This window comes from Streptomyces sp. SP17BM10 (genome assembly GCF_036322405.1).
Taxonomy (GTDB): domain Bacteria; phylum Actinomycetota; class Actinomycetes; order Streptomycetales; family Streptomycetaceae; genus Kitasatospora.
This window is the reverse complement of sequence record NZ_JAQYXB010000409.1, coordinates 30,970-52,163: the sequence shown is the minus strand read 5'-3', so window position 1 is coordinate 52,163 and position 21,194 is coordinate 30,970. Positions and strand designations below refer to the sequence as shown.

19 protein-coding genes and 1 riboswitch are annotated in these 21,194 nt (G+C 74.2%); of the genes, 8 read left to right on the top strand and 11 right to left on the bottom strand.

What is annotated here, in order from left to right; translation table 11 throughout:
* Positions 1 to 111: 111 nt before the first annotated feature.
* Entirely contained in the window at positions 112 to 1,335 is a 1,224-nt protein-coding gene (locus PUR71_RS03580; RefSeq protein ID WP_329924830.1) for a sensor histidine kinase, read from the bottom strand.
* Positions 1,336 to 1,488: 153 nt separating this feature from the next.
* Between PUR71_RS03580 and PUR71_RS03575 the strand changes: the two genes are divergently transcribed.
* A complete protein-coding gene (locus PUR71_RS03575) occupies positions 1,489 to 1,788 on the top strand; it encodes a hypothetical protein (RefSeq protein WP_329924829.1) in 300 nt (99 codons plus the stop codon).
* A gap of 155 nt (positions 1,789 to 1,943) precedes the next feature.
* Positions 1,944 to 2,678 carry a (2Fe-2S)-binding protein gene (locus PUR71_RS03570; protein WP_329924828.1) on the top strand — a complete coding sequence of 245 codons (735 nt, stop codon included), beginning with the start codon at positions 1,944 to 1,946 and terminating at the stop codon, positions 2,676 to 2,678.
* A gap of 129 nt (positions 2,679 to 2,807) precedes the next feature.
* Here the strand turns inward: PUR71_RS03570 and PUR71_RS03565 are convergent, their stop codons facing one another.
* The 5 genes from PUR71_RS03565 to PUR71_RS03545 form a co-directional block, all read right to left on the bottom strand.
* Entirely contained in the window at positions 2,808 to 3,881 is a 1,074-nt protein-coding gene (locus PUR71_RS03565; protein WP_329924827.1) for an ABC transporter permease, read from the bottom strand.
* A 153-nt stretch (positions 3,882 to 4,034) separates the two neighbouring features.
* Positions 4,035 to 5,612 (bottom strand): alpha-amylase family glycosyl hydrolase, encoded by a 1,578-nt coding sequence (locus tag PUR71_RS03560; protein ID WP_329924826.1) that lies wholly within the window; start codon positions 5,610 to 5,612, stop codon positions 4,035 to 4,037.
* A gap of 100 nt (positions 5,613 to 5,712) precedes the next feature.
* Entirely contained in the window at positions 5,713 to 6,360 is a 648-nt protein-coding gene (locus tag PUR71_RS03555) for a bifunctional 4-hydroxy-2-oxoglutarate aldolase/2-dehydro-3-deoxy-phosphogluconate aldolase (RefSeq protein WP_329924825.1), read from the bottom strand.
* Complete coding sequence (locus tag PUR71_RS03550; protein WP_329924824.1) at positions 6,357 to 7,988, bottom strand: N-acyl-D-amino-acid deacylase family protein; 1,632 nt, start codon at positions 7,986 to 7,988, stop codon at positions 6,357 to 6,359. Before PUR71_RS03550 ends, PUR71_RS03555 begins: the two co-directional genes overlap by 4 nt.
* Entirely contained in the window at positions 7,988 to 9,304 is a 1,317-nt protein-coding gene (locus PUR71_RS03545; RefSeq protein ID WP_329924823.1) for an alanine racemase, read from the bottom strand. The genes PUR71_RS03550 and PUR71_RS03545 overlap by 1 nt, the downstream gene beginning before the upstream one ends.
* Before the next feature lie 254 nt (positions 9,305 to 9,558).
* On the opposite strand from PUR71_RS03545, the gene PUR71_RS03540 reads away from it, so the two are divergent.
* From PUR71_RS03540 to PUR71_RS03520, 5 genes are all read left to right on the top strand, one after another.
* Positions 9,559 to 10,794 (top strand): sugar kinase, encoded by a 1,236-nt coding sequence (locus PUR71_RS03540; protein WP_329924822.1) that lies wholly within the window; start codon positions 9,559 to 9,561, stop codon positions 10,792 to 10,794.
* Positions 10,791 to 11,540, top strand: coding sequence for an IclR family transcriptional regulator (locus PUR71_RS03535; RefSeq protein ID WP_329924821.1), 750 nt, complete (start codon positions 10,791 to 10,793; stop codon positions 11,538 to 11,540). Before PUR71_RS03540 ends, PUR71_RS03535 begins: the two co-directional genes overlap by 4 nt.
* A 22-nt stretch (positions 11,541 to 11,562) precedes the next feature.
* The gene (locus PUR71_RS03530) at positions 11,563 to 11,979 is read left to right on the top strand and encodes a RidA family protein (protein ID WP_329924820.1); all 417 of its coding nucleotides are present in this window, start codon (positions 11,563 to 11,565) and stop codon (positions 11,977 to 11,979) included.
* 108 nt (positions 11,980 to 12,087) lie between these two features.
* Positions 12,088 to 12,810: a DUF2470 domain-containing protein gene (locus tag PUR71_RS03525; protein WP_329924819.1), complete on the top strand. Its 723-nt coding sequence runs from the start codon at positions 12,088 to 12,090 to the stop codon at positions 12,808 to 12,810.
* A gap of 273 nt (positions 12,811 to 13,083) precedes the next feature.
* Positions 13,084 to 14,568, top strand: a complete 1,485-nt coding sequence (locus PUR71_RS03520) for a sensor histidine kinase (RefSeq protein WP_329924818.1) — start codon at positions 13,084 to 13,086, stop codon at positions 14,566 to 14,568.
* A gap of 187 nt (positions 14,569 to 14,755) precedes the next feature.
* On the opposite strand, the gene PUR71_RS03515 is transcribed toward PUR71_RS03520, so the two are convergent.
* A complete protein-coding gene (locus tag PUR71_RS03515) occupies positions 14,756 to 15,712 on the bottom strand; it encodes a M23 family metallopeptidase (protein WP_329924817.1) in 957 nt (318 codons plus the stop codon).
* Between the two features lie 2 nt (positions 15,713 to 15,714).
* A riboswitch (cyclic di-AMP (ydaO/yuaA leader) is annotated at positions 15,715 to 15,894 on the bottom strand.
* 311 nt (positions 15,895 to 16,205) lie between these two features.
* On the opposite strand from PUR71_RS03515, the gene PUR71_RS03510 reads away from it, so the two are divergent.
* Positions 16,206 to 17,738: a DHA2 family efflux MFS transporter permease subunit gene (locus PUR71_RS03510; RefSeq protein WP_329924816.1), complete on the top strand. Its 1,533-nt coding sequence runs from the start codon at positions 16,206 to 16,208 to the stop codon at positions 17,736 to 17,738.
* 7 nt (positions 17,739 to 17,745) lie between these two features.
* Here PUR71_RS03510 and purB read toward each other — a convergent pair whose 3' ends face one another.
* The 4 genes from purB to PUR71_RS03490 all read right to left on the bottom strand — a co-directional run bounded on the left by purB (position 17,746) and on the right by PUR71_RS03490 (position 20,933).
* A complete protein-coding gene (purB, locus tag PUR71_RS03505) occupies positions 17,746 to 19,185 on the bottom strand; it encodes an adenylosuccinate lyase (protein ID WP_329924815.1) in 1,440 nt (479 codons plus the stop codon).
* 55 nt (positions 19,186 to 19,240) lie between these two features.
* Positions 19,241 to 19,696 (bottom strand): MarR family winged helix-turn-helix transcriptional regulator, encoded by a 456-nt coding sequence (locus PUR71_RS03500; RefSeq protein ID WP_329924814.1) that lies wholly within the window; start codon positions 19,694 to 19,696, stop codon positions 19,241 to 19,243.
* Between the two features lie 98 nt (positions 19,697 to 19,794).
* On the bottom strand, positions 19,795 to 20,181 hold the full coding sequence (locus PUR71_RS03495; RefSeq protein ID WP_329924813.1) for a DUF3037 domain-containing protein: 387 nt from the start codon (positions 20,179 to 20,181) through the stop codon (positions 19,795 to 19,797).
* Positions 20,178 to 20,933, bottom strand: a complete 756-nt coding sequence (locus PUR71_RS03490) for a HipA family kinase (RefSeq protein ID WP_329924812.1) — start codon at positions 20,931 to 20,933, stop codon at positions 20,178 to 20,180. Before PUR71_RS03490 ends, PUR71_RS03495 begins: the two co-directional genes overlap by 4 nt.
* Positions 20,934 to 21,194: the final 261 nt, after the last annotated feature.

Here is a 21,194-nt window from a genome sequence, read left to right as displayed (position 1 = left end):
CCCCAGCCCCACCCCACCCGCACCCCCGCCGCTCAGCCTCCCGGCACCCCCACCCCTCCCGCCTGCATCACCACCCGCGCCCTCACCCCGCCGACCGACTGAACCTCCGCCTCACCGCCCCGGCAAGGTGCACACGACGCGCCAACCACCCGGTTCGTGCGGCCCGGCCGCCAACGCCCCGCCGTGGGCGGCGACCCGCGCCGCGAGGCCGGCCAGCCCGGTGCCGCCCGCGCCGAGGCGCCGGCGCAGCAGCCTGCGGCCCCGCCGCGCAGCGGAGCCGCCGCCAGAGTTCGTCACGGAAATCTCAACCCCCGCCCCCACCACAGCAGTGACCCGAACGACCACCGCGTCCGCCCCCGGAGCGTGCCGACGGACGTTCGTCAGCGCCTCCAGCACGACGGCGTACGCGGTGGCCCCCGCCTCGGCCGACAGCAGGGCACCCGGATCCGGCGGCAGGTGGACGGTGGCGCGCATGCCGCCCGCCGCGTCGAAGCGCGCGACCAGTTCGGGCAGGTCGGCGGGCCCGTACCTGCGCGCTTCCCGGACAGTCTCGCCGGACTGCGGATCACGCAGCGCGCCCACCATCTCGTCCATCGAGTCGAGCGCCCGCAGGCCCGCCTCCTCCAGGCGCCGCAGCAGCAGCGCCGTCTCCTGCCCGTCCTGCGGCCCGAGTTGGCCCGCCTGCGCCTCCAGCACGATCCCGGTGATCTCGTGGGCGACGAAGTCGTGGAGCCCGCGGGCGACTTCGAGCCGCTGCTCGCGGCGCGCCCGGTCGACGGCGCGCTCCCGCCGGGAGTCCAGCACGCGCAGGTAGAGGGCGGCCCCGGCCACACCGAGGGCGGGCAGCAGCGCCAGCAGGACGCCGATCAGCGACCCGGACCAACTGCCGTGCGGCATCCGCAGGGTGAAGCGCAGCGGCAGGAGCGAAGCCGCGCACCCGACCGCCGCGCCGACCACGCCGACCCACCGCCCCGGCACCCGCCGCACGACCCGGAACAGCACCCCGACCAGCGCGAGCCACTCGAACAGCAGCCAGAACGCGGGCAGCCGGTACGGCCCGGAGTACCCGACGTCGAGCAGCAGCGACAGACCGGCCATGCTCCCCGCACCGGCCGCGAGCCCGATCCGCCCAACCGGCCACGGGAGCAACGCGGTTGCCGTCACCATCGCCGCCATCGCCGCGACGAGCAGTGCGGCCCCGTGCTGACCCGGGTGCGCCAGCACGGCGGGCAGCAGCAGGACCACCCCGGCCAGCAGAGCCGGTACGCGGCGCACCCGGCTGACGCCGGACGGGACGGACGGGACGGACGCGGGAGGCGGGAGATCGGTACGCACACACGCGAGCCTACGGACAGCTCTCCAGGGGGAGACGACCTCCTCCTCGCGATGGAGGCAACTCCACTCCGCAGCGGGAGGTTCCGCGGATCCGCAGCGAGCAGAGTGGTTCCCGACGGACCCCCGCCGCAACCACCCACCGGAGGACGGACCATGAACCACCGCCTCGCCACCACCGCAGCCGCCTTCTCGCTCTTCTCGGGCGACATCACGTGCCTGGGCGCGGGCGATCGGCTGGCGGTCGCGACCGGCATGGTGACCAGCGGCGAGGCCCCGTGGTTCCCGGGCCGGACGCCGGTGGGCCAGACGGTGGCGCTCACCGTGCAGGGCGACGGGCGGCACGCGGGCCGGGTCGCCCGGGTGCGGGGCGTGTTCGGCGCGCCGGTGTCCGACTGCCAGGGCGCGGTAGCGTTCCTCCCCACCACCAGCGGCGGCTTCACCGTGCGGGGCTGAGCCCGCCGGGCCGCCCGACCGAGCCCGGAGGCGCGCCCGATGACCGCCCGCACCACCCCGTCCGGCGACGGGCACGGCCACGGCGCCGCGCTCGCCGCACACCCCGAACCATCCGCCCGGGCCGCGGGGTTCACCGACCACGCAGGGGATGGCCGGTGAACCCCGCGCCCACCGCCGACTTCCGCCGGCTCACCGCCGTCGGCCCGTACTTCGCCCTCGACACGCCCGCCTCCGCCGACGACACCCCGCCGCCGGGCTACCGGCCACTGCGCGAGCTGTACGACGGCGGACCGGACGGACCGCTGGCGGCGCGGGTGCACGTCGTGGCGCAGCGGCTCGCCACCGCCGAGCTCCGGGTCGCCGCGTCGATCCTGCACCTCGGCCTGGCCGCGCGCTTCTGGTCGGTGGGCGTGGGCGCGGCCGTCCTGCTCGGCGCGGTGCCGCCGCTCGACGAGGCGTGGATGCGGATCCCCGACCAGGGCCCGATCGACCTGTGGACACCGCAGGGCCGGCCGACCGTCGGGACACTCCCCCGGCAGCTCCACCACGTCATCGTCGAAGGCCAGTTGGAGCCCCTCGCCGAGGCCGTCCGCGCCGTCGTCCCGCTCTCCGCCCGACTACTGCTCGGCAACTCCGCGTCCGCCCTCGCCGGCACCCTGCGCGTCCTGGACGGCCACGCCCCGGACACCGCCCGCACGTTGGTCGCCGAGGTGCTGGGTCGGCCGCCCTTCGCCGACACGGGCGCGCTCCACACGGGAGCGGACGGCACGGGCGCGCACGGCACGGCGTTCCGGCGCCGCAGCTGCTGCCTGTACTACCGCGTGGGCCCGGGCGCCGGCGTGTGCGGCGACTGCTGCTTCACCCGCCCACCCGCCGTCAGGAATCCCTGAGACGATCGCGAGCGGCGCGACCAGAACACAGCGGCCCGCACCCGGCTTGTCCAGGGCCGGGCGCGGGCCGTCGATCCCCCGCCCGGTGCCGATGCCCTGGCACCGGGCGAAGTCGTCATCCGCCATCGGTCAGACCGCGACCGCCTCCTCCATCTCCTCCTCGGCCTCGGCGTCCGTCCCCGCGTCCGGCGCGCCCTCCAGCGGACGGCGCCCGCGCCGCTCGTACAGGGCCGCGGCCACCATGGCCGCCCCGCCGAGCAGGAGCCACACCGCGAGGGTCAGGACGTGCCCGCCGAGGCCGGCCCCGCCGTCGAAGTAGAGGATGCTGCGCGCGCCCTCCATGAAGCCGGCGCCGGTCCAGAAGCCGTGCAGGGTGCCGAAGAAGCCGTTCTGCAGCTCGGGGCGGTAGATGCCGCCGGAGGTGGTGAAGTTGAGCATCACGAACAGGACCATCATCGTCAGCGTGGTCCACTTCCTCAGGAACGTGTGCAGGCCGATCCCGATGAGGATCACGCCGGCCGAGTAGAGCCAGCCGAGCGCCCACACCGCCGCCGCGTCGTGGTCGACGACGTGGAAGAGCGGGCCGGCGGTGACGATGCCGATCACGCTCACGACGAGCGAGACGGCGAGGCCGACGAGCGCCCGGATCCGCATGCCCAGGCCCGCGCCCGCCGCGCCGATCACGGCGACGCTCGCGTACGAGCCGATGCTCAGCGCGACCAGGAGGAAGAACAGGCCCTGACCGGTCGGGTCGCCCTTGGCGGGCGTCGTGAGGTCGGTGACGTGCAGCGGCGCGCCCTGCCGGTCGGTGACGGTGGTGAACACCGCCGTGGCGGCGACGACCGAGGTGTCCGAGTTGCCCTTGGCGACGATCAGTTCGGGGCTGCGGGCGTCCGGCACGAACGCGGCGACCAGGTCGCGGTCCTTGAGCTGGCGCTCGGCGGCGGCGCGGTCGGGCAGCGTGCGGACGTCGAGGGCGTCCCCGGCCTTCGCGCGGATCGCCTCCGCGAGGCCCTGCGTCTGCGGGGTGGTGCCGACGACGGCGACCTTGAGGTGGTGCGGCTCGGGCTGGTGGAAGGCGCCCTGGTAGGCGAGCGCCATGCCGAGGCACATCAGCAGCGGGGTGATCAGGTGGACGGCGAGGTGCCTGAGCGAGTGCCCCAGGGCGGGTGCTGCGGCGGGGTTCCGGGGTGTGCTGCTCATGGCGTTCGTACCGTCCTCCGATGACGCGGTGACACTGCACTACTTCAATGCAGATGGTAAATACAACCAATGAAGGTGGCAAATGCAACCATCGATGGATGTAGCTTACAACTATCAGGCACCGACCGGAAGCGGGCCCCGACCCACACGGCCTCACACCAGCTCGAACACCCCGTACCCGAACCCGTCCGCCCGCAGCTCCCCGTCCACGACCCGCACGCCCTGGACGTCCAGCGCCCGGACGGACTCCCCGAACAACACCACCCCCGGCTCCCGCCGCGGATTGACGACCACCAGGTACCGCCCCGACCGCGTGTACACCAGCGGGTACCCGGCGCAGCGCACCTCCACCCCGCCCGACGCGCCCAGCCCGGGGTGCGACCGACGCAGCGCGATCAACCGCCGGACGGTGTGCAGCAGCGACGTCGGGTCGGCGCGCTGGGTGAGCACGTCCGGCCGGCGCGGGTCCGGGTCGACGGGCAGGTAGAGGCGCTCGGGCGCGGCGGTGGAGAAGCCCGCCGTCGGGCCGGGCGTCCACTGCATCGGGGTGCGCGAGCCGGCCCGGTTGTAGCGCGGGCCGAGCACGCTGCCCTCGGTGTCCGGCAGGCCCGGCACGTACCGCATGCCGATCTCGTCGCCGTAGTAGACGGCGGGCAGGGTGGGCCAGGTGAGCAGGAACGCGAAGGCGGCGGGCAGTTCGGCGGCGGTGCGCGGGCCGGCGGCGAGGCGGGAGAAGTCGTGGTTGGCGGTGGGCAGCACGATGTGGCCGCTGCCCTCGGTGAGTTGGGCGGCGGAGCGCCACGCGTCGAGGAAGAACTGCGGCGTGCCGCGGCCGTCGGCCTCGAAGTAGCACGCGTCCTGGTGCCAGAACTCCTCGACCGTGCCGCCGTTGTTGTTCCACAGGGACCGCAGCGGGAGGCCGTGGTCGGCGCCGCCGAAGTGGAGGAAGAAGTCCGCGTGGAAGCCGGCCGAGACGGCGGCGGCCGGGTCGCCCCACTCGGCGAACAGGGCGGCCTGCGGGTGGGTGCGGTCGAGCCAGTCGCGCAGCCCGGACCAGAGCTTCCCGGTCTCGATCCGGTCCGGGTCGTCCTTGACGAGCGAGTACGCCATGTCGACGCGGAAGCCGGCCACGCCGAGGCCGAGCCAGTGGGACATGACGTCGCGCAGCGCCGCCCGGTTGGCGCGCGGCCCGTCCGCGTCCACCGGCTGGCGCCATGGCTCGTCGGAACTCGGCCGGGCGTAGCCGAAGTTGAGGGCCGGCTGACAGTCGAAGAAGTTCGGCCGGTAGAAGCCGGGACGGCTGCCGGGCGAGGCGACGAAGCCGTCCAGCCGCCGGTCGGACCAGATGTAGCGGTGGTCGGCCGGGTCGTCGGCGGCGGCCAGGAACCAGGGGTGGCGGTCGGAGGTGTGGCCGGCGACCAGGTCGAACAGGATCCGGATGCCCTTGCGGCGGGCGGCCTCGACCAGGGCGACCAGGTCGTCCGTGCTGCCGTAGCGCGGGGCGGGGGCGAAGTAGTCGGTGATGTCGTAGCCGGCGTCGCGGAACGGCGAGGCGAAGCAGGGGTTGAGCCAGACCGTGTCGACGCCGAGCCAGGACAGGTGGTCGAGGTGCTCGGTGATGCCGGCGAAGTCGCCGATGCCGTCGCCGCCGGAGTCCGCGAAGGTCTGGGGGTAGATCTGGTAGAGGACGGCGTCGGCCAGCCAGTCGGGGCCGGGGCGGGTCGAGGTCATGAGCTGGGTCCTCCTGCCGGGTCCGGGGCCGGATCCCCCGATTCTCGCGCAATCCCGCCCGCCCCGACAGTGCGCCGCACCACGGAACACCGGGGCGGCCCTACCGCCCGCACGCCCGCGTGAACGCCCGGGCCCGGCGGGTGATCTCCGCCCAGTCCCCCGCCGCGACGGCGTCCGGCGGCACGACGTCCGTGCCCGCGCAGACCGCGAACGCGCCGTGGGCGAGGAACGCGGCGGCGTTGCCCGCGTGCACCCCGCCGGAGGCGACCAGCGGGACGTCCGGGTAGGGGCCGCGCAGGTCCTTGAAGTAGCCGGGCCCGAAGGCCTTCGCGGGGAAGATCTTGACGGCCGCCGCGCCCAGGTCGACCGCGTGCGCCACCTCGGTCGGGGTGAGCGCGCCGAGCACCACCGGCACCCCGGCGGCGTGCGCGGCGACGGCCACCTCGGGCCGGCAGCCGGGGGTGACGAGGAACGACGCCCCGGCCGCGACCCCGCGCTCGGCCTGCTCCGCGGTCATGACGGTCCCCACCCCGACCCGCCACCCGGCCCTCGAGGCAGCGGCCAGACTCGCCGTCACATCAGGTGTGGTGTAGGTGAATTCGGTCCAGGTGATGCCGCCCTCGGCGAGCGCGGCACACAGCGCCGCGGCATCCGGTATCCGCGGCGCGCGGACCACGGCGAGGACCCGCTCGTCCTTCAAGGCGGCGAGGGCTTGGAGGGCGGCACGGGAAGGCGCGGAGGAGGTCACAGGGCTCGGGTTCCTCGGTCGGTGCGGCGCAGGGCGCGCCCGGGTCTGGCGCCCGTGGTGCGGCCCTGCCGGACGACGGCGGTGCCGTTGACGTAGACGTGCTCGATGCCCTCGGCGGGCAGCCGGGGCCGTTCGAAGGTGGCGGCGTCGCGCACCCGCTCGGGGTCGAAGAGCACCAGGTCCGCGTGGTACCCGGGCGCGATCCGGCCGCGCCGGTGCAGCCCGAGCCTGGCGGCGGGCCGCCCGGTCATCCGGGCCACCGCCTCCTCCAGCGTGAGCACGCCCAACTCCCGGCCGTAGTGGCCGAGGTAGCGCGGGAAGGTGCCCCAGGCCCGCGGGTGCGGACGGGCGCCGACGAGCAGCCCGTCGCTGCCCGCGGTGTGCGCGGGATGGCGCATGATCGCCCGGACGTTCTCCTCGTGGCCGACGTGCTGGAGGACCGTCGTGGCCAGGTCGTCCCGCCGCAGCAGGTCGAGGAAGACCTCCGTGCCGCCACACCCCCGCCCGGCGGCGAGTTCGGCGACCGTCCGGCCGACCGCGTCCGCCAGTCCGGCCGAGCGGACGCCCGAGACCTGGATCGTCGTCCAGTCCGCGACCACACCGTGGCAGCCGTCGCTGCCCGCCTCCTCGACCGCCTGCCGGATCCGCTCGCACGCCGCCGGGTCGGCGAGCCGGGCGAGGGTCGCGGCCGGGCCGCCCTCGGTGGCCCAACTCGGCAGCAGCGCGGCCAGGGTGGTGGATCCGGGCAGGTACGGATAGCTGTCCAGGGTGAGGTCCACGCCGTCGGCGAGCGCCGCGTCGACGAGGTCCAGCAGTTCCCCGGCCCGGCCCGCGTTGACGCCGAAGTTCATCGTCGCGTGGGTCAGGTGCAGTCCGCAGCCGCTCCGCCGGGAGATCTCCACCATCTCGGCGTATCCCTCCAACGCGCCTTCACCGTACGAGCGTTGGTGCGGCGCATGGAACCCGCCGTAGGCCGCGACGACCGTGCACAGGTCGACCAGTTCGGCGGTGTCCGCGTACATCCCGGGCGTGTAGCTCAGCCCGCTGGACATGCCGACCGCTCCGGCCAGCAGCCCGCGAGCCAACTCCTGGCGCATCCGGTCGAGTTCGAGCCGAGTGGGCCCGCGGTCGGCCCAGCCCATGGCGAGCATGCGCAGCGAGCCGTGCGGGACGAGGTAGCACGCGTTGACGGCGACGCGGGTGCGGTCGATGCGGTCCAGGTAGCCGCCGACGTCGCGCCAGTCCCAGTCGAGGTCCGCCGGGTCGCCGTTCCAGCCGGCGAGTTGGCGGCGCAGCGCGGGCAGGGTGGTGTCGTCCACCGGGGCGTACGACAGTCCGTCCTGGCCGAGGACCTCGCAGGTGACGCCCTGGGTGACCTTGGCCGGGTGCTCGGGTTCGAGCAGCAGGGCGAGGTCGGAGTGGGCGTGCATGTCGATGAAACCGGGGGCGAGGACGAGCCCGTCGGCGTCCACGGCGCGCCCGCCGTCCAGACCGGCCCCGACCTCGGCGATCAGCCCGCCGGCGATCCGGACGTCGGCCCGGCGGCGCTCGGCGCCGGTGCCGTCGATGACGGTCGCGCCCCGGAAGACGACCTCCCGGTCCGGATCCCCGTCCTCGCCCCGGTTCATCAGAAGAACGTCCTGACCAGCCCGGTGACCGTGGGCTCGGCCGCGTCCGCGGAGTCCAGCACGGGAATCGCGGTCCACTTGTCGAAGGCGGTGCACGGGTGCGAGACGCCGAGGCGCAGCACCGCGCCGACGGGTGCGAGGTCGCCGGCGTCCCGCAGGAACGCGTGCTGGTCGTTGAGCGCGGTGATCCGGGCCGCCGTGCCGGTCAGATCGACTCCCCCGCGGACGAGTTGCGGCTCCGGCAGGCCCTCGTCGAAGGGCAGGTCGCGCTTCCCGGCGTCCAGCAGCGCGAGTTGCGGCTCGGGCCGGGAGACGACGCGCGCCCAGCCGTGCAGGGCGCCGCGGAAGGGCGCGTCGCCGGCGCCGCGGACGAGCGGCGAGATGCCGCGGTAGAAGCCGTCGTCGTGGGCGAGGTAGGCGCCCGAGCGCAGGACGGTGAACGCGTCCGGCAGCGCGGCCAACTCCTCGACCACCAGGTCGAAGTAGGCGCTGCCGCCGGCCGATACGATCGGCGGCGCTTCGTCGGGGTAGGCGCGGGCGAGCCGTCCGTGGAGGTCGGCGAGCGCCTTCAGGTAGCCGCGGACGGTGGCGAGCTTCTCGGCCGTCGCGTCGTGGGCGAGCGCGCCCTCGTACCCGCCGACGCCGGCCAGCCGCAGGGTCGGCGCGCGCAGCACGGCGGCGGCGGCCTCGACGGCGGCGTCGACGCCGCGGGCGCCGGTCCGCCCGCCGGGGCCGCCGAGTTCGACGAGCACCTCGACGGGACGCTCGGCCCCGGCGGCGCGCAGCGCCTCGTCCATCAGGAGGACGCTCTCGACACCGTCCACCCAGGAGACGAAGCCGAAGTCCGGATCGGCGTCGAGCTCGCCGGCGAGCCAGCGCAGCCCGGCCGGGTCGAGCAGGGTGTTGGCGAGCAGGATCCGCCGGACGCCGAAGGCGCGGGCGACGCGGACCTGGGGCAGGTTGGCCAGGGTGATGCCATGGCTGCCGGTGTCCAGCTGCGCCTTCCAGAGGGCGGGCGCCATGGTGGTCTTGCCGTGCGGGGCGAGGGCGACGCCGGCCTTGGCGCACCAGTCGGCCATGGTGCGCAGGTTGTGGTCGAGGGCGGTGGCGTCGAGGGTGAGCAGCGGGGTGCCGAGGCCGCTCAGGGTCGGCCCGGTGGCCAGCCAGTCCCGGACGGTGCGGCCGTACCCGTCGGCCGGGACGGCCTTGAACCGCCAGTCGAGCACCTCGTCGGCGAGCGCCGCGACCGCGGCCGCGTCGATGCCGGGCCCGGTGCCGGCGCAGGCGAATGCGCCGCGTGCGATGGTCTGCCCCACTGTCGTCCTCCATCAGCCAGATTGCAACATGCGCAACGAGGGTTGCACATGCTGGCATCACGGTTCTAGCATCGGCGCCGGACCACGGTCAACGGAAGCGACCCCGGAGCGCGGTCGACAGTGGCGACCCCTGACCACGGCCGCGCCGGATCCGGTCCGATGCCACCGACCCCGACCACCGGAACCGACCCCGACCACCGGAGCCGGTCCGACGCCGCCGCCCCGGGTACAGCCGCACACGAGGAGCCCAGCAGATGCCTCCGAAGGACCCCCCGGGCCCGGCACGCCCCGGCCCGCCGGCCGCCGTGTGCGTGGGCGAGTCGATGGCCGTCCTGCTGCCGGACCGACCGGGCCCGCTGGAGGCGGTGGACTCCTTCCGGCTGTCGGTCGGCGGCGCGGAGTCCAACGTCGCCGGGGCCCTCGCCGCGCTCGGCGTGCCCACCGCCTGGATCAGCCGGGTGGGCGACGACGGCTTCGGCCGCCGGCTGCTCGCCGAGGTGGCCGCGCGCGGGGTCGACGTCTCGGCGGTCGCGGTGGACCCGCACCGGCCGACGGGCCTCTACCTCAAGGAGGTCGGCGGATCGACCGGCCACCACCACGACCTCGGGCCCGGCCGCAGCCGCCTGCACTACCACCGCCGCGGCTCGGCCGCCGCCGCCCTCTCCCCCGCTCTGCTGGACGACCCGACAGCCGCCCGCATGCTGACCGGCGCCCGACTGCTGCACCTGTCCGGCATCACGGCCGCGCTCTCCGACGACTGCCTCGCCCTCCTGCGTGCCCTGCTCGCCGACCGCCACCCGAGCCTCACGAGCACGAGCCACGCGAACACCAGCCGCACGAGCACGAGCATCACGAACACCAGCCTCACGAGCACGAGCCACGCGAACACCAGCCACGCGAACAGCCGGAACGACCCGAGCAGCACCCCCACCACCCCCCGCCGCCTGGTGAGCTTCGACCTCAACTGGCGCCCCGCCCTCTGGCGCGACCGCGACCCGGCCGTCCTGCCTCCCCTGCTGGACGCCGCCGACGTCCTGCTGCTCGGCGCCGACGAGGCCGAGGCCGCGTTCGGCACCGGCGACCCGGTCGGCCTGCGCCGCCGCTTCCCGTCCCCCGCCACCGTCGTCGTCAAGGACGCCGCCCGGGCCGCCACCGCGCTCGACCGGGACGGCACCGCCGTCACCGAACCCGCCCTCGCCGTCGAGGTCGTCGAATCCACCGGCGCCGGCGACGCCTTCGCGGCCGGCTACCTCGCCGGCACGCTCCACGGCCTGGACCAGCGCCGCCGCCTGCGCCTCGGCCACCTGAGCGCCGCCTGCGCGCTCACCGCCCACGGCGACCAGCCCGAGCTGCCGCCCGCGCCCGTCGTCACCGCCCTGCTCGACGCCGCCCCTGCCGCCTGGGCCGCCACCCGCGTCACGGCGGCCGCCATCAGCAGCCCCGCGCTCGACTCCCGGGCGAGCCGGACCCCTGCGAGCGGAGCCCGATGAGCCAGACCGTCAGCCGCGCCCTGCGCATCCTCGCCGAGCTCGGCGAGGGCGAGCGCTCCCTCGACCAGCTGGCCGAGGTGCTCGGCGTGCACAAGACGACCGTGCTGCGCCTGCTCCAGAGCCTGGAGGAGGAGCGGTTCGTCTACCGCGACCCCGCTTACCGCTACCACCTGGGCGCCGGCCTGTTCGCCCTGTCCGGCCTGGCCCTGGAGCAGCGCGGCATCCGCCGGATCGCCGCCCCGCACCTGGCCGAGCTGAACGCCGCCACCGGCCAGACCGTGCACCTGGCCGCGTACGAGGGCGGCGAGGTCGTCTACATCGACAAGTTCGACTCCCGCCACCCGGTCAGGATGTACTCCCGGATCGGGCTGCGCGCGGCGCTGCACAGCGCCGCCGTCTCCAAGGTGCTACTGGCCGACCTGCCGCTGCCGGAGCGGCGCCGGGTCGTGGCGGGCATCGACTTCACCCCGCACACGGCCAACACCCTCACCTCGCCCGAGGCGCTGCTCGCCGAGCTGGAGCGGGTGGCCGCGCAGGGCTGGGCGCAGGACCACGCGGAGCACGAGGCCTTCATCAACTGCGTGGCCGCGCCGGTGCGGGACGCGAGCGGCCGGGTCGTCGCCGCCGCGTCGATCTCGGTGCCGGACGTCCTCCTCCCGTACGAAGACGTGCTGGACCTGCTCCCGCAGCTGCTCGCCGCCACCCGCGCCATCTCGGCCGACTGCGGTCGGCCGGACCACAACTGACCGTTCATCAGGAGATTGCCACATGAGCGACCCGACCGAGAAGACCGAGATCCGCACCGACGGCGCTCCCGCCCCGGCCTGGCTGTTCTCCCAGGGCGTGCGCAAGGGCCCGATCCTCCAGGTCTCCGGCCAGGGCCCGCAGGACCCGGCCACCGGCGAGTACCTGTACCACGGGGACGTGAAGGCCCAGACCCGGCGGACGCTGGAGAACGTCAAGGCGATCGTCGAAGCCGGCGGGGCGAGCATCGAGGACGTCGTGATGTTCCGCGTCTACCTCACCAAGCGCGCCGACTTCGCCCTGATGAACGAGGTCTACGGCGAGTTCATCGACGAGAACATCAAGCCCGGCGGCGTGAAGCCCTGCCGCACGACGATCTTCGTCGAGCTGCCGCAGGAGCCGATGCTGGTCGAGATCGACGCGCAGGCCGTCGTCTTCTGACACACCACGAGAAGATCGGCGGGCCCGGACGCGCGAGGCGTCCGGGCCCGCTTGCCACCGGCGCCCGCCACCCTTAGGTTAGGCTCACCTAATCAACAGGAGGTCCGCATGGCCACCGCGCGCCAGTACCCCGACGAGGTCGCCGAGCCCACCACCGCCGAGCGGGTCCACAGCCTGCTCACCGCCACCGCCTCGCTCACCGTCCGCGCCCTCGGCGAGCACCACGACCTCGCCACCCCGGTCGCCGTCCACGGCTCCCACCTCCGGCTGCGCGCCCCCATCGACGCCCCACTGACCCTCGCCGCCGTCGACGCCCCCGACGGCCTCGCCGTCGTCCTCGACGTCACCGACGTCTCCCCCGTCGCCGTCCGCGACCGGATCCGCGGCCGCCTCTCGCTCGCCGGCCGACTGCGCCTGGCCCACCTCACCGACGACGGTCTCGCCGTCCACCTGCGCATCGACACCGCCCACGCCGTCCTCTCCACCCCGTACGGCACCGCCGCCGTCACCGCCGCCGAACTCGCCCTCGTCGCCCCGGACCCGCTCGCCCGCACCGAGGCCGGCCTGCTCACCCACCTCGCCGACGACCACGCCGACGCGCTCGCCGTCCTCACCCGCCTGCTCGACCCCGCACTCCTCGCCGGCCGCCCCGCCGTCCGCCCGCTCGCCCTCGACCGCTACGGCCTCGTGCTGCGCCTGGACCACCCCCGCGGCCATCGCGACGTGCGCCTGGTCTTCCCCGAACCGGCCGCCGACACCGAGGACTTCGGCCACCGCATGCACGACCTGCTGGCCGCCGCCCAGCACGCGCTGCCCGTCCACCGCATCTGACCGGCCGCCGACCCCGGCTTCAGCCGGTCGACCCCGCCCGGCACCGCCCGCTCCCCGGCCCCGAACAGGCACTCGACCTGCGCCGACCTGCGCCGATCGGCGCCGTCGCAGCACGCCGAAGGCCCGCACCCCGAGAACATCGTCAACGAACGACAGTCTCGTCCGCTCCACCCGATTTCTCTTGATCTCCACGTCAGCTGGTTCTCATGGCGGTCTCACGGTCGCGGTGGATCGTGGCCCGACGATGGACGAGCACCCGGGGGAATTGGAGCCATGACGGCAGAGGGCAAGGAAGGGCCGGGCGCGGCCCGCTGGTTCGGCCGGATGACGCTCCGGGGCCGGCTCGCGCTGTTCACCGCGGCCGCGGTCTCGCTGGCGGTCGTGGCCTGCGCGGTGGCCGGCTGGTTCGTCGCGCGCGACGAGATGGTCAACCAGGTCGACCAGACGCTGTCCCGCGCGTGGATGCCGGGCAACCGGCCGCCGAGCGGTACGCAGATCAAGGCGCTGAACGACTGGTGCAACGGCACGGCCGGGCAGCCCTGGATGCCCAAAGGGGACACCGTCCCCACGGTGATCGTCGCCGACGGCACCTCCTGCCCGCAGAAGGACCCCCGCGCCGTGGTCGTCACCCCGGACGACCTGCCCGTCGCCGCGAGCGGGAGCACCGGCCCGCACGCCGCATCGCTCTTCCGCGACGGCCGCACCGTCGACGGCACCCCGGTGCGGGTCTACGTGGTCAGCTTCGGCCCGGTGATGTTCGACGACACCGCCTCCACCGCCGCCGTGGCACTCGCCCAGCCGCTCGAACCGGTGCAGGACGCGCTCACCGAACTCGCCCTGATCACCGCCGGCGCCGCGGCCGTCGTCATCGCGCTCGCCGCCGCGGGCGCCCTGTGGATCGCCCGCACCGCGCTGCGCCCGGTCGACCGCCTCACCCGCGCGGCCCAGCACATCGCCCGCACCCAGGAGCCGGGCATGACGATCGAGGTCTCCGGCCACGACGAGATCGCACGGTTCGGCGAGGCCTTCAACGCGATGAGCACCGCCCTCGCCGGCTCGCTGGAGAGCCAAGCCCGGCTGATCGCCGACGCCGGCCACGAACTGCGCACCCCGCTGGCATCCATGCGCACCAACGTCGACCTGCTCATCCGCAGCAAGGACTCCGGCCGGCCGCTGCCCGAGGCGACGCTCACCCGCATCCTCGGCAACATGAAGGCGCAGATGACGGAACTCTCCACCCTCATCGGCGACCTGCTCGAACTGTCTCGCCCCGCCGACGCCCGCGGCGCCAGGCCGCTGCCGGTCGTCGCCCTGCACGACATCGCGGCCAGAGCCGTCGAACGGGCCGAACCGCGCGGCCCCGGCCTGGCGTTCGGCGCCGACCTGACGCCCTGGTACGTCCGCGCCGACCCGCACGCGCTGGAGCGCGCCGTGATCAACCTGCTCGACAACGCGGTGAAGTTCAGCCCGCCCGGCGGACGCGTCGACGTGTCGCTGACGGACGGCGAACTCGCGGTCCGCGACCAGGGCCCCGGCATCGCCACCGAGGACCTCCCGCACGTCTTCGACCGCTTCTGGCGCTCCCCGTCCGCCCGCCAACTGCCGGGCTCCGGACTCGGGTTGGCGATCGTCGCCCGCACGGTCCGGGCGTCCGGCGGCGAGGTCGCGCTCGCACCGGCCGGCCCGGACGGCGGCACCGTCGCGACCGTCCGGCTCCCGGGCGCGGCCACGCCACCGCCGCAGACGCCGCCCAACTGAGGGCCGGAGAACGACAGCGACCGGCCCGGCCACGAGGAGTCCTCGTGGCCGGGCCGGTCAGGGCGTGTCCCGCGCCCATGTCCGCCGGTGCGGCGATCACCCGGTCGAGCGGTCACCCGACATGACCATCCCGGTCGATCGTTTCGCCCCGCACCCGCGGTGGTCCGTCATCCCCAAGGGGGACTGCTCAGAGCGCGACGCCGTGCGCCCGGAGGTAGGCGACCGGGTCGATGTCCGAGCCGTACTCCGGTCCGGTGCGGATCTCGAAGTGCAGGTGCGGGCCGGTCACGTTGCCGGTCGCACCGGACAGGCCGAGCTGCTGGCCGACGGTCACGGACTGGCCGACCGTCACACCGATCACGGACAGGTGCGCGTACTGCGCGTACTTGCCGTCGGCGAGCTTGATCTCGACCTCGTTGCCGTAGGCACCGCCGTTGTCGGCCTTCACCACGACGCCGTTGGCGACGGCGCGCACCGGGGTGCCGGTGGAGGCGACGAAGTCCTGGCCGGTGTGGTGGCCGGAGGCCCACATCGAGCCGGCGACGCCATAGGCCTCGCCGAGCACCGGGTTGGCCAGCGGGGCGACGTAGCCGGAGGTGGCGGCGACCGGGGCGGCGGCCGGCGCCTTGGCCGGCTGGGCCACCGTGGCCTGGGTCTGGACCTGGGCACCTGGGGTGGTGGCCTCGGTCTTGACCTGGACCTTCTGCTGCGGAGCGGACTGCGGCTTGGCGGCCGGAGCAGCGGGCTTCTGGGCCGGAGCGGCCGGAGCAGCCGGGGCGGCCTGGGCGGCGATCGCGAGCGACTGACCCGGGAAGATCAGGTTCGGGTCGGCGCCGACGACCGAACGGTTGTGCGCGTACAGCGCCTGCCAACCGCCCTCGACGTGCTTGGCGTCGGCGATCTTCGAGAGGGAGTCACCGCTGACGACCCGGTAGGAGGCGTCGGCCTGGGCGGCGACCGGGGCGGCCGGAGCGGCCGGAGCCGGGGCGGCGGCGACCGGAGCCGCGGGGGCGCCGGGGGCGGTGTGGGCCTGGGCGCTCATCGCGGTGACGAGCGGGAGGGCGAAGGAGACACCGGTGACGGCGGTCGCGATGCCGATGCGGGCGGCGCGGGGCAGGGTGATACGACGAGCCTGAGCAGGCATGGAAGTTTCCTCTCCGACGCCTGCGAGGTGAGCTGTCGGGTTCGGGCTGGAGTTGCCCGGCCGCATGCGCGGCTTCACCCCAAGCCGGTCCTGGACTTCCACGCGAACAGCGCGAATTCCGGTCCGGCGACTTACCTGTGGGTCCCCCGCTCCTGCCGTACAGAGTTCAGTTCGAGCCACCGGGCAGCGGCAGGACTCGGCGTTCCGCCCGGTGGATCCGTCCGGGCTGGCCGGTCGGTCGCTGAACTAAAACTCATCCGTCCGGGTGAAGCAATGTCGATCTCTTGAACCCGCAACAACCCCGACCGCCCCGATGACACTCCGAACGACCCGAAACACTCTCCGTACACAATCCATTCACCCCTCGCAACAGATCGGCAACCCTCCGCCGACAACCCGACCCCTCCGCAAGCGAACCGTCACCGTCCGCATCCACCGGACGCGCCACCGGTGACCCTTGTCACGTGCACCCCGACAGGCGGAGGATCGGGCCGTGGCCACAACCAACGCCGGCACCCTGCGTCTGGGCACCGCACAGGGACGCTGGGTCCTCCTGGCAACGGTGCTCGGCTCCAGCATGGCGATGCTCGACGGCACGGTGGTGAACGTCGCCCTGCCCCGCATCGGCACGGACCTCGGCGCCTCCCTCGCGTCCCTGCAGTGGACGCTGAACGCCTATCTGCTGACGCTCGCCGGGCTCATCCTGCTCGGCGGCGCGCTCGGCGACCGCTACGGCCGGCGCCGGGTCTTCCTGCTCGGCGTGGTCTGGTTCGCCGTCGCCTCCGCGGCCTGCGCCGCCGCACCGAACATCCAGGTGCTGATCGCCGCGCGCGCCGTCCAGGGCATCGGCGGGGCGCTGCTGACGCCCGGTTCGCTCGCCATGCTCCAGGCGGTCTTCCACCCGGACGACCGCTCGGCCGCGGTCGGCCTGTGGTCCGGCCTCGGCGGGGTGTCGGCGGCCGTCGGCCCGTTCCTCGGCGGCTGGCTCGTGGACGGCCCCGGCTGGCGGTGGATCTTCCTGCTGAACCTGCCGCTCGCCGCCGCCGTCATCGCGGTCGCCACCCGCCACGTCCCCGAGAGCCGGGACGAGAGCGCCACCGGCCGCTTCGACGTGCTCGGCTCGGTGCTCGCCGCCCTCGCGCTCGGCGCCATCACCTACGCGCTGACGGCGGCCGGCGAGGGCCTGTCCCCCGCCGTCTGGGTCACCGGCGTGCTCGGACTCGTCCTCTGCGCGGCGTTCATCGCCGTCGAACGCCGTGCCCCCGAGCCGATGCTGCCGCTGGGACTGTTCTCCTCACGGCTGTTCACCGCCGTGAACCTCGTCACCCTCTGTGTGTACGCGGCGTTCAGCGGGGTGTTCTTCCTGCTGGTCGTCCAGTTGCAGATCGTCGCCCACTTCTCGCCGCTGGTGTCCGGCCTGGCGCTGGTCCCGATCACCGTGCTGATGCTCGCGCTGTCCTCACGCGCCGCGCGACTCGGCAAGCGGATCGGCCCGAGGATCCCGCTCACCGTCGGCCCGCTGCTGTGCGCCGCCGGGGTGCTGCTGATGCTGCGGATCGGCGCCGGCTCCTCCTACTGGGCGGACGTCCTGCCCGCGGTGACGGTGATGGGCTCCGGCATGACGCTGCTGGTCGCCCCGCTGACGGCGACCGTGCTCGCGGCCGTGGAGGTGCGGCACGCGGGCATCGCGAGCGGGGTCAACAACGCCGCCGCCCGCGCGGCCGGCCTGCTCGCGGTCGCGGCCCTCCCGGCGCTGGCCGGTCTGAGCGGCGAGGCCTACCGGGTGCCGTCCGCGGTCGACGACGCCTTCCACACCGCGATGCTGATCTGCGCGGGGCTCCTGACCACCGGGGCGATCACCGCGTTCGTCACCATCCGCGGCAACGTGCTGGCCCCCGAGGACCACCCGGTCGCGGAGCCGGACACCGAATGGTGCTGCGGCACGACCCCGCCCCTCGACCCCGGCCACGTCCACACGCCCGAGGGCCCCGCCACCGATCCGGCAGCAGGGCCCTCAAGAAGCTGACAATGCATCAAAGGATGTCGCCCGGTGCGTACTTGGCCGCCTCCGGGTAGCGCGCGGCGACGTCCTCGACCTGACGGACGACCTCGGCCACCTGCGCACCGGCCGCGCCGGTGAACGACAGCCGGTCGGCCAGCAGCGCGTCCAGGGCGGCGCGGTCCAGCGGGATCCGCTCGTCGGCGGCCAGGCGCTCCAGCAGCTCGTTCTCGCGGGCGCCGGCGCGCATCGCGAGCGCGGAGGCGACGGCGTGCTCCTTGATGACCTCGTGCCCGGTCTCCCGGCCGACGCCCGCGCGCACCGCGCCCATCAGCACCTTGGTGGTGGCGAGGAACGGCAGGTAGCGGTCCAGCTCGGCCTCGACCACGGCCGGGAAGGCGCCGAACTCGTCGAGGACGGTCAGGAAGGTCTCCAGGAGGCCGTCGAAGGCGAAGAACGCGTCCGGCAGCGCGACCCGGCGCACGACCGAGCAGGAGACGTCACCCTCGTTCCACTGGTCGCCGGCCAGCTCGCCGGTCATCGACGCGTAGCCGCGCAGGATGACGGCCAGGCCGTTGACGCGCTCGCACGAGCGGGTGTTCATCTTGTGCGGCATCGCGGAGGAGCCGACCTGGCCCTCCTTGAAGCCCTCGGTGACGAGCTCGTGGCCGGCCATCAGGCGGATGGTCTTGGCCAGGCTGGACGGCGCGGCGGCGAGCTGGACGAGGGCGGTGAGCACCTCGAAGTCCAGCGAGCGCGGGTAGACCTGGCCGACGCTGGTGAGGACGTTCTCGAAGCCCAGGTGGCCGGCGACCCGGCGCTCCAGCTCGGCCAGCTTCTCGGTGTCCCCACCCAGCAGGTCCAGCATGTCCTGGGCCGTGCCGACCGGGCCCTTGATCCCGCGCAGCGGGTAGCGGGCGATCAGCTCCTCCAGGCGGCGGAAGGCGACCAGGAGCTCGTCGGCGATGGACGCGAAGCGCTTGCCCAGCGTGGTCGCCTGCGCGGCGACGTTGTGCGAGCGGCCGGCCATGACCAGCTCGGAGTGCTGCGCGGCCAGGCTCGCCAGGCGCACCAGCACGGCCACCGTGCGGTCGCGCACGTGCTCCAGCGACTGGCGGACCTGCAGCTGCTCGACGTTCTCGGTGAGGTCCCGGGAGGTCATGCCCTTGTGGATCTGCTCGTGCCCGGCGAGCTCGCTGAACTCCTCGATCCGGGCCTTCACGTCGTGCCGGGTGATCCGCTCACGGGCGGCGATCGAGCCGAGGTCGACCTGGTCGATCACCCGCTCGTAGTCGGCGACGGCGTTCGCCGGTACCTCGACGCCGAGGTCCTGCTGGGCCTTCAGGACGGCGAGCCACAGGTGGCGCTCGAGGACCACCTTGTGCTCGGGGGACCAGAGCTGGGCCAGGGTCGCCGAGGCGTACCGGGAGGCCAGGACATTGGGGATCTGGGGCTTCGCGCTCACGCTTCGCAAGCCTAACAGCCGAGGTCACGCCGACCGTCGGCGGCCGCCCCGCCACCGGGCGGTGCTACTGCGCGCCGCCCGTCCGGCCGGCCAGCACCGGCAGCACCTGGGAGCAGATCGAGTGCAGCGCGACGCGCTGCTCGTCCGTCATCGCCTCGAAGGCCTGGTGGGTGCGCGCCATCTCGCCGCGGATGCGGGTGAGGATCTCCCGGCCCTGCTCGGTGATCACGACGATCTTCACCCGCCGGTCACCCGCCGCCGCCTCGCGGTGGGCGAGCCCGAGCGACTCCAGCCGGTCGACGATCCCGGTGACGTTGGAGGCGTCGCAGCCCAGCCGCCCGGCCAGCGCGCGCATCGGCACCGGTTCCTGCACCGCACCGAGCGCCTTGGCCTGCGAGGAGGAGAGGCCGTGCCGGGCCGCGGCCGCCGCGAAGTCCTGGAAGTAGGCGGCGCCGACCGCGGCCAGCACCTCCATCAACTCGGCGTTGGTCGGTACGGTCGTCGTCGCTGTCGAACCCATGCGACCAGGGTACGGCCGAGTGCTTCAGTAACTCAAGCTTTGACCACGGCAACCGTCACGGAATCAACCGCTCGGCGCAGCGGCGCCGGCGACCACCCTCAGAGAACCAACTGGTCGAACAACCGCCGCAGCTCCGCCTCCGGGTCCGCGGTCAGCCCGGTATGCACCGGCCCCGGCTGGACGACCGCGCTGCGCGGGGCCGTCAGCCAGCGGAACCGCTGCCCCGGACTGTCCGACGCCGCCGGCCCGGCCTGAGAACCACCCGCGCACACCGCCTCGATCCCGTACAGCGCCTTCCGCACCCCGTGCACGTCCGCCACCGGGTCGAGCGCCAGCAGCCGGGCCTGGTCCAGGTGGGTGCGGGCGGCCAGGTGCGCGTTCTGCCGGCAGTACAGCAGCACGCCGACATTGACGCACTCGCCGCGCTCGACCCGCGGCACCGCGCGGATCACGGCGTACTCGTAGTCGTGCAGTTCGACGCTCATGCGGGCACCTCCGGCAGCCAGTCACGGGGACCGGCCAGTCGCGCGGTCAGCTGGGCGCGGTACGCGGCACGCACCGCGTCCGGCGAGTCGAAGCCCGGCTCGTCCGCCAGCCAGACGTCCGGGATCCGCGCCACGGCGCCCTCGACCGCCGCTTCGGCCAGCGGAGCGAGGTCCTTGTCCGCAGCCGCCAGGTCCGGTCCGGAGCGCACCAGAGCATGGTCGGAGGCGTCGTACGGACGGCGGATCCACGCGTCGGCGCCCGCCCAGTTGTGGTGGAAGATCAGGCTCGCGCCGTGGTCGATCAGGCGCAGCCCACCGGTGGCGACCAGCAGGTTGGGGTTGCGCCAGGAGCGGTCCACGTTGCCGATCAGCGCGTCGAACCAGAGCACCCGCCCGGCCAGGCCCGTGTCGACCTCGAAGCACAGCGGGTCGAAGTTGAGGGCCCCGCTGACGAACGCCATCCCGAGATTGGTCCCGCCACTGGCCCGCATCTGCTCCTGGACCTGCGGATCGGGCTCGCTGCGCGCGAGCACCGGATCCAGGTCGACGGCCACCAGCTCCGGCACCGGCAACCCGAGCCGCCGCCCCAGCTCACCGGCCAACACCTCGGCGACCAGCGCCTTGCGCCCCTGCGCGGCACCGACCCACTTCAGCGCGTACAAGCGACGGTCGTCGGCCTCGACCAGGCCCGGCATCGAACCGCCTTCTCGCAGTGGCGTCACATACCGGACCGCCGTCACCTCAGGAAGCACGCCCCCCACCCTATCGGTGCCCCAGCCCAACTCCACCCCGCATTACCCCGACCGCGCCCCAACGCACCCACCCCCACCACCCCCTCTCCGCAGCCACCCCCTCCGCCACCCCCGGCGAACCCACCCACCCGAAAGCCCACCCCCACACACAAGCCCCGCGCAGCGGAACCCCATCCGCCCCGCCCCAAGTGGCACCACCCCGTCCCCCGTGCGAGTGTGGCGGACAGCACCAAGCACCCTCCCGGTAACACCCGTACGGTA

What these genes read in the sequence shown, in the direction of transcription:
- PUR71_RS03535 (WP_329924821.1), top strand. Translation starts at nt 10,791, where the DNA reads ATGAGCCAGACCGTCAGCCGCGCCCTGCGCATCCTCGCCGAGCTCGGC.
- PUR71_RS03525 (WP_329924819.1), top strand. Translation starts at nt 12,088, where the DNA reads ATGGCCACCGCGCGCCAGTACCCCGACGAGGTCGCCGAGCCCACCACC.
- PUR71_RS03575 (WP_329924829.1), top strand. Translation starts at nt 1,489, where the DNA reads ATGAACCACCGCCTCGCCACCACCGCAGCCGCCTTCTCGCTCTTCTCG.
- PUR71_RS03540 (WP_329924822.1), top strand. Translation starts at nt 9,559, where the DNA reads ATGCCTCCGAAGGACCCCCCGGGCCCGGCACGCCCCGGCCCGCCGGCC.
- PUR71_RS03530 (WP_329924820.1), top strand. Translation starts at nt 11,563, where the DNA reads ATGAGCGACCCGACCGAGAAGACCGAGATCCGCACCGACGGCGCTCCC.
- PUR71_RS03565 (WP_329924827.1), bottom strand. Translation starts at nt 3,881, where the DNA reads ATGAGCAGCACACCCCGGAACCCCGCCGCAGCACCCGCCCTGGGGCAC.
- PUR71_RS03500 (WP_329924814.1), bottom strand. Translation starts at nt 19,696, where the DNA reads ATGGGTTCGACAGCGACGACGACCGTACCGACCAACGCCGAGTTGATG.
- PUR71_RS03520 (WP_329924818.1), top strand. Translation starts at nt 13,084, where the DNA reads ATGACGGCAGAGGGCAAGGAAGGGCCGGGCGCGGCCCGCTGGTTCGGC.
- PUR71_RS03560 (WP_329924826.1), bottom strand. Translation starts at nt 5,612, where the DNA reads ATGACCTCGACCCGCCCCGGCCCCGACTGGCTGGCCGACGCCGTCCTC.
- PUR71_RS03550 (WP_329924824.1), bottom strand. Translation starts at nt 7,988, where the DNA reads ATGAACCGGGGCGAGGACGGGGATCCGGACCGGGAGGTCGTCTTCCGG.
- PUR71_RS03495 (WP_329924813.1), bottom strand. Translation starts at nt 20,181, where the DNA reads ATGAGCGTCGAACTGCACGACTACGAGTACGCCGTGATCCGCGCGGTG.
- PUR71_RS03515 (WP_329924817.1), bottom strand. Translation starts at nt 15,712, where the DNA reads ATGCCTGCTCAGGCTCGTCGTATCACCCTGCCCCGCGCCGCCCGCATC.